The 6,781-nt window shown below is 59.9% G+C and carries 7 protein-coding genes; 1 reads left to right on the top strand and 6 read right to left on the bottom strand.

Annotated elements, in window-relative coordinates; genetic code table 11:
- Positions 1–81: 81 nt before the first annotated feature.
- From WCA85_RS18115 to WCA85_RS18140, 6 genes are all read right to left on the bottom strand, one after another.
- A complete protein-coding gene (locus tag WCA85_RS18115) occupies positions 82–462 on the bottom strand; it encodes a nuclear transport factor 2 family protein (RefSeq protein WP_424066244.1) in 381 nt (126 codons plus the stop codon).
- A 48-nt stretch (positions 463–510) separates the two neighbouring features.
- Positions 511–1,869: an MFS transporter gene (locus tag WCA85_RS18120; RefSeq protein WP_424066246.1), complete on the bottom strand. Its 1,359-nt coding sequence runs from the start codon at positions 1,867–1,869 to the stop codon at positions 511–513.
- 12 nt (positions 1,870–1,881) lie between these two features.
- Positions 1,882–2,991 (bottom strand): Gfo/Idh/MocA family protein, encoded by a 1,110-nt coding sequence (locus WCA85_RS18125; RefSeq protein WP_424066248.1) that lies wholly within the window; start codon positions 2,989–2,991, stop codon positions 1,882–1,884.
- Positions 2,992–3,018: 27 nt separating this feature from the next.
- Positions 3,019–3,528: a nuclear transport factor 2 family protein gene (locus tag WCA85_RS18130; protein ID WP_424066250.1), complete on the bottom strand. Its 510-nt coding sequence runs from the start codon at positions 3,526–3,528 to the stop codon at positions 3,019–3,021.
- Positions 3,529–3,584: 56 nt separating this feature from the next.
- Positions 3,585–4,628 carry a cupin domain-containing protein gene (locus tag WCA85_RS18135; RefSeq protein WP_424066252.1) on the bottom strand — a complete coding sequence of 348 codons (1,044 nt, stop codon included), beginning with the start codon at positions 4,626–4,628 and terminating at the stop codon, positions 3,585–3,587.
- Positions 4,629–4,842: 214 nt separating this feature from the next.
- Positions 4,843–5,787 carry a 3-keto-5-aminohexanoate cleavage protein gene (locus WCA85_RS18140; protein WP_424066254.1) on the bottom strand — a complete coding sequence of 315 codons (945 nt, stop codon included), beginning with the start codon at positions 5,785–5,787 and terminating at the stop codon, positions 4,843–4,845.
- 381 nt (positions 5,788–6,168) lie between these two features.
- Here WCA85_RS18140 and WCA85_RS18145 point away from each other — a divergent pair, with 381 nt between their 5' ends.
- Positions 6,169–6,711 (top strand): MarR family winged helix-turn-helix transcriptional regulator, encoded by a 543-nt coding sequence (locus tag WCA85_RS18145; RefSeq protein ID WP_424066256.1) that lies wholly within the window; start codon positions 6,169–6,171, stop codon positions 6,709–6,711.
- Positions 6,712–6,781 lie beyond the last annotated feature (70 nt).

The raw sequence follows: 6,781 nt of genomic DNA on the forward strand, positions 1-6,781 counted from the left end.
CCGATACCCGAGCCGCCGCCCGTGACGATGATCACTTTCTCTTCCAGAGCCCGGTTCATGCGTGTCTGCTCCCCTTGCGCATCACTGCGCGAACAGCGGCGCAACGTCGACGTAAATGCGATATTCGTTGATTTGTCCATTGCTTACGCGCCAGATGGTCGCGGCCGGCACCGTCAGCGTTGATCCGTCCTTGCGCGTGTACGTCACGTCGAGCCGCGAAACAATCACGTCGTCCACTGCCCAGACGTCGAGCAGCCGATGCTTGATGCCGGCGATCAAGGCCATGAAATTTCTGGAGGCCTCTGCAATGTTGGCGCGTCCGATGACAGGCTCGCTATTGGCATAGATAAACGTGCAGTTCTCCGACAGGAAGCGCGCGAGTTGCTGCTCGTCCTTCGAATCAACGGCCTCATACACTTCTGACGCATAGTCGAATGCTGCAGTGGATGCCTCAGTGGACATGTCGAGTCTCCTCCTCAATGTGAGTACCGCGTTGCAAATAGTCTGGGATCAATGACTCAGCGAGCGGATTCCCTCGGGAGCTGCGCTGAAGACTTGTGGCGGTGCAACCTGCTTGATCAACAAAGCGATGCACGCAAGCGCTCCGGCAACCGCGATCGTTGCGAAGAAACCCACCAGCGTGAAATGCGAGCGCATTAGTTCAGCGACCAGAAACGAGCCTGCGATGCCGCCGAAACGGGCCATGCCGAGCATCCACGCGACTCCGGTGCCGCGCCCCTCAGTCGGATAAAACGCGGCCGCCAGCGCATTCATCGAGGCTTGCGCGGTGTTCATCAGCACGCCGGACACCAGGACGGACGGCACGAGAAGAAGCACGTGCGCCGCCGTCGCACCAATACAAAAGAGGCTGACCGCGGCGAGCGCGTAGCACGTGGCAATCACAAGGTTGGCATTGAAGCGGTCCATCAGTGCGCCGCACAGCACCGCGCCGACACCACCCAACGGAAACAATGCAGAGATCAGCGTGGCGCTCTTCAGGCTTAGTCCTGCGTCCCTCAGCAGAATCGGCATCCAGTTGAATAAGGCGTAGATAATCAGGAGGCCCATGAAGGCCGCGATCCATAGCATCACTGAACCGACGATGTATGAACGCGACAGCACCAGGCCGATCCCGTTGTGGCCGGTGGCCGGCGCGCTCTCCGTCATGGCGAAGCCGCGCACACCGATGGCGTCAGCGGAAATGCGCGATAGAACGGCGCGAATGCGCGCCACGGGTTTGCCGTTTGCAACCATGAAGCGCACCGATTCCGGCATCTTGACCACCAGCAAGGCACCGTGAAGGATCGGCGTAACGCCGCCCAGCATCAGAACACTGCGCCACCCTGCATGCGGCACCAGCCATGCCGCCAGCAATCCGCCCAGCGCCGCACCGAGCGGGAATCCGCAGCACATCAGACTGGTCACCGTGGCGCGGCGCCGGGTCGGGCAGAACTCGTCCATCATGGTCACTGCGTTCGCCATCGCTCCACCGAGGCCAATGCCCGTCATGAAACGCAGTGCAGTCAGTTGTCCGATGTTGTCCGAAAACGCGGACGCGACACAGGCAACGCCGAACAGGAACACGGACCCGATCATCAGTGACCGTCGTCCAACCCGGTCGGACAAGGGACCGGACACGAGCGCGCCGAACGCAAGCCCGAACAGCGCGGCACTCAGGACAGGTGCGAGATCGGGCCTGGCGAGATGCCACTCGCCAAGCAACGACGGCGCGATAAAGCCGATGGCCGCGGTGTCGAAACCATCCAGCAGCACGATCACGAAGCACATGAAAAATATGAGTCGTTGAAAATGGCCGAACGGGCGCTCGTCGATGAAGCTTTGGACGTCGGAAACCGAAGCGCGTTTCATCGTCAATCTCCCTCAGCCGACCTTAATTCGATGACCCGTCCTATCGGACTCCTCAACGGCGTAGAGAACCTGATGAAGTGCGACCGCATCATCAAAACTGGGAGCCGTATGGGTTCCGAGGCGCACATCGTCCGCCATTAAACGGTAGATGCCTGCCACGTTTCGCGCAGGCACGGCCTCTATAGGACCGCAGTCTTGCGATTGCTGTATCTCCAGTTCGACGTAACCTTGCTGGCCTTTGCGCCCCCCTTCCACGCGCAGCGGCGAGATGTTCACCACAGGAGCCTGGTCGATTGTCGCGGTGATGCGCAGATCCCCTTCGGTTCCATTGATCTCCCACAGCAACCCCGTTCCGCGCGGCAAGCCACCGCGAAGCTGCAAGGACAGCGGCGCACCAGACTCGAGGACCGCGTTGATCATCACATGATCGGGCGTCTTCATCGGAATGCTCTCACCCGTTTCGATGGTGCTCACGGTTTGTCGGCGCTGCGACAAGACGGCGTCGACCTCGCGGATCGGCCCCAGTACACTTTGCACCGCCGCGATGGCATGTCCGCCAATCACCGATAGCAGCGTTGCGCCGTTTTTGGAGTCCATGGCATAGGCATCACCACGCGGTACGGAGTCGCCCCAGCTAACCCCGGCACTGATATAGGTCGACGACAACACCTCGCCGACGTACCCTTCTGCAACGAGCTTGCGCACGAATTGCACTTCAGGCGACGCGATGGCTTGAGTGCCAATAACGGCTAGCGCCTTCGTTTTATTTGCAAGGCGGGCAAGCTCCGCGGCTTCAGCCAGGCCGTTTCCAAGCGGCCATTCGCAATAGACTCGCTTTCCGGCCTGCAGCGCCGCCGCGACCACTTCCTTGTGGTAGGGGACCTTCACCGTCACCACCACGACATCGATGTCTGGCGACGCGACGAGTGCCGCCACATTCTCGAAGGCGTGCGGAATGTCGAAAGCGGCAGCGGCGGCCTGCGCACTGACGAGACTGGTGTTCGCCACACCCGCGATTTCAAACACATCCTTTAAGGCGCGCAAGGCCGGAATATGCGCACTAGTGGCCCAACCACGCTCGGCGCTCAGGCCGACAACACCCACACGAAGACGTTTTTCCATTGCTTCCTCGAAACCATTAAGTAACTTTTAGACGAACCCGTACTTGTACGACGGATCATCCTTGTCGCGCCGCCCAACGTTGGAATTCTCGAGTGGGGCCAAACCTGCCGGGACTGGATCCGAACGTTGAGAATCCAGTACCACCATCCGGTCGGCAATGCGCCACTCACCCTGTCGACGTTCCATCCGGTCGACGTAGCGGATGTTCACGACCCAGTCCATGGCAGGCGTGTCGCCCTCGGGCCGGGTCCGGTGGGAGGCCTGCGCATAGTGCTCGGCGTACGCTACATCGCCGTCGAGCTGCACATACTGGTTGCCGGTAAAGTGTTGCGTGCACTCGAAGGCCGGCAACAACTCCGCGGCCCATTCAATGAACCCTTCCACGCCGCCGGTATAAGCACCGTGGCGATCGATCGCGTCCGGGTGATAACACGAGCGCAAGAGATCCCAGTCCATCCGGTCGACGCCCCGGCAGTAGCGAATATGTACGCGCTTGATCTCTGCCTCGTCGAGAAACTGTTGAAGCCGCGATTCCACGTTAGTCTCCAATCATGTTTTACAGAGGGCGACGCCAATCCGCATCAGCACCCGCGTCATTTGCTCACGCTCGGATGCGGTCCGTATTCGCCTGTTTCCATTAACTGCGAGGCTGCAATCGCCCTGGGCGTCCAGCGCAGCGTCGCACGCGTTTCCAGCAACCAGGCCTGATAGGTCTCCGGGACATTCTCGGCAGGCCCGTGGTGAATGACGCCCTTTGGCACCCAGGTCAGCGTGCCGGGCTCCGAGCAGCCTCCCCATACGCCTGGTCCACGCACATAGCAGATCACTTCGTCGAAATCCGCATTGATATGAACGGGTGGACGGCCCGAGATGCGCGAACTGAGGTTAAACATCAGCACATCTCCCGCGCTGGACGAGAGAAACGGACTGGGAGGGCCGCCCTCGGGCAGATAGGTGAGCACCTGAATCCTGTTCAGATTCAGCTTCCACACCGGCACCGACTCCGACAGTTGCAGACCCAGCGAGAGCGGGTCGTGTGGCATGGTGAACACCGTGTTCTCATCATCGAGGGTCTTCAGGATCAGCTTCGTCGGTCCGCCTGCGGGAATCTCCGGATCGACCTTGGCGTACTTCAGATCCCGCGCGAGATTGAGCATTCCGGTAGGCGCTGGGGGAGAGAATTTCAAAGCGGCCGGGCTTTCGACGATGAGGCTGCGCATGGCGTCACCAACCGGTGCGTAGCGATACGCCACCGAGCGTGGAATACAGACAAAGTCACCTTCTTCAGCCGTCAGACTGCCAACGTCAGTTTCGAATCTGACATGGCCCGACTGGATGAAGTGAATCTCATCTGCTTCGACATTTCGGACCACGTACGGCATTGGCTCGCGGCGGCCTGACACCAGCAACCTGACTCCCAGCCTTGAGGTGGCCACCGTGGTCGGAAGCGCTTGCGCGTCGTCATGGTCGTCGGGGATCAAATGATCGAGAACGGCTCGCCGCGGCGCATGCGGACCTTCCACTGCAAGGTAATCCGGCGCGTAGGTCGAGCGCGTCACGACCGAAATTGCCCCCATGAACCCATCCCGCGTCCACAGTTGCACGGGAGGCTCTCCGCCTTTTGTCTGATCACTCATTTGTCAATCTCCTTCGTTTTCAAACACACAACAGGCGTGCCTCGCCGGATCGTCCAGGCATGCGTTACCGCCGCACCCAAGGCACTACTCACGCTGCCCGCAAACGAGTTGGGTCTTTCCTGCGATCTATCTTAGGCAAAAGCCGGACGAACAGCCTCGTCTTCAGTGGCATGCAGTGACGCCGCGAACACGGCGCCACTGCCGCCAGTTGAAATTAGCGTGCCTTCAATCCAAGCAGCTGCCGGTACTCGTTCGCGCTGGCCGGAGTGCGTCCCAGCAAGCCGGCGATGTCCTTCGCCATGTTGAACATCTCGAGATTGCTCTTGAGTTTCTCGTCGCTGTTCGGGTACTTCCACGGCGTGTCTTCCGTGCCGACGCGGATATGCAGACCCATCATGGTGGCGAGGGTGGTCATATAGAGCGATGCGCGGCCTGCCGCGCAGACACTGATGACCGAGGTCGGATCGATCTTGCGAATCTGGTCGACCATCAGGAACATGTGTTGCGTCATGTCCTGGGCGTCGCTCACCCAGGTGCCCGACACCAGCGTGCGGCCGACGTTGAACGGCAGGCCGTAGAGGATCAGCCAGTTGTACGGCTTCTTGAGAATGCCAGTATCGATCAGCTTGCGCTTGGCCAACTCGATTTCGCCAGAGCTGTGGACCGCCAGTTCGGGCTTGACGCCGACCTCTTCGAGCGTTGCAACGGCCGGCACCGCAAAGGCCTCCGGATGACCCGGCGCGCACGGCGCGACTTCAGTCAGCCCTTCGCGAGCGGGACTCATGCACATATCGAACGTCGTGCCGTGCAGCACGTTCACGTTCGTCACGAAATCGTTTCCGAAGCGGGCGCGCAGCGGCTCGATAACCTGCTTGTAGGCTTCGACCGGCAGGTAGTCGCGATCCATGCGGAGCCCCTTCGCGTCGGTCATGAATGAGAAGTCGATGTGAACGCCGCAGGCGCCGGCTTCGATCACGGTAGTCGCTTCATCCACATACGCCTTGAAGGACGACGTGTCTTCAAAGCGGCCGGAAACCGCGGCGTTGATGGCAACTTTTTGCGGGACGTCCCATTTGGGCTGCAGTTCGACGCCAGCGATGAACTGATACTCCTCCATTTCGCGCTTGGCGGCTTCCCAAAGTGGCAGTTTTTCAATCATGATAATCCTCGACAATGAAGTAAAGGTTCGAACCGTTCCGAACCGACGACAACCAGACCGGCAACAAGAGGGACCACAAGGCTGACCTACCGCTTCCTCAGTCAGATATTTGTTGGCACTCCTATTCCCATACAAATCGATACGGGCGCTGACCCTAACCTCGGAGCACCGCCCTAACACCCATCAGGCCTACCGCTCTCGCAACCCAATCATTTGTGTTAAGATGATTCCATGGCAAATCGATTTATATCGAATGATGTGTTTCGGAATGAACAAAGTCAAGGCCAATAGGGAATTCCCTGGGAAACACGTTGGCCGCAGTCCTTGTTTGGGCGACCCGGCTGCCCACCGGGTCGCATCTACCTGTCGAGGTATGAGCGAATGGTTAAGTCCTACTGCACCGTAATCGATACGCTCCTGGATGCCGCCGAACCGTTCTGTGGCCCAGCGGGAAAGGAAACGCCCGACATCTTCGACGAGCGGGGCAGAACGGTCCCCTGGATGACGCGAACGCTGCACCGGCTTTACGATGCGCAAGCGCAGAAGGTCCTCGCCAGGGAAAAAGTGTCCATCGCGCACTGGTACTACCTGCGCGTGCTGGCGCAACGCGGCGAACTGAACCAGCTCGAACTAAGCAGGCGCGTTGGCATCGCCTCCACCACCGCTGTGCCCGCTCTGGACAGCATGGAAAAGCGTGGTCTGGTGAAGCGGACGCGCGATCCGAGGGACCGCCGCAAGTACGACGTCAGCCTCACTGACGACGGCAAACGTCTGGTCGATGAATTGATGCCGGAGATCATCCATATGATCTCCAGCTCGTTTGGCGGCGTGGACCCCGATGAGATGCTGGTCTTCTGGAAGGTTCTGCACCAGATCGCGCAAAACCTCTCGGCGAAGTCCAACGAAGACCTGGTGGTCGATTAGCCGGCTTGCGCCTGTGCGGCCCGCATCGGCGCCTGGAGCCAGGCAAAGCCGAGCCGAGCGCCTATAAAGC

This window comes from Paraburkholderia sp., from assembly GCF_049581445.1.
Classification (GTDB): Bacteria; Pseudomonadota; Gammaproteobacteria; order Burkholderiales; family Burkholderiaceae; genus Paraburkholderia.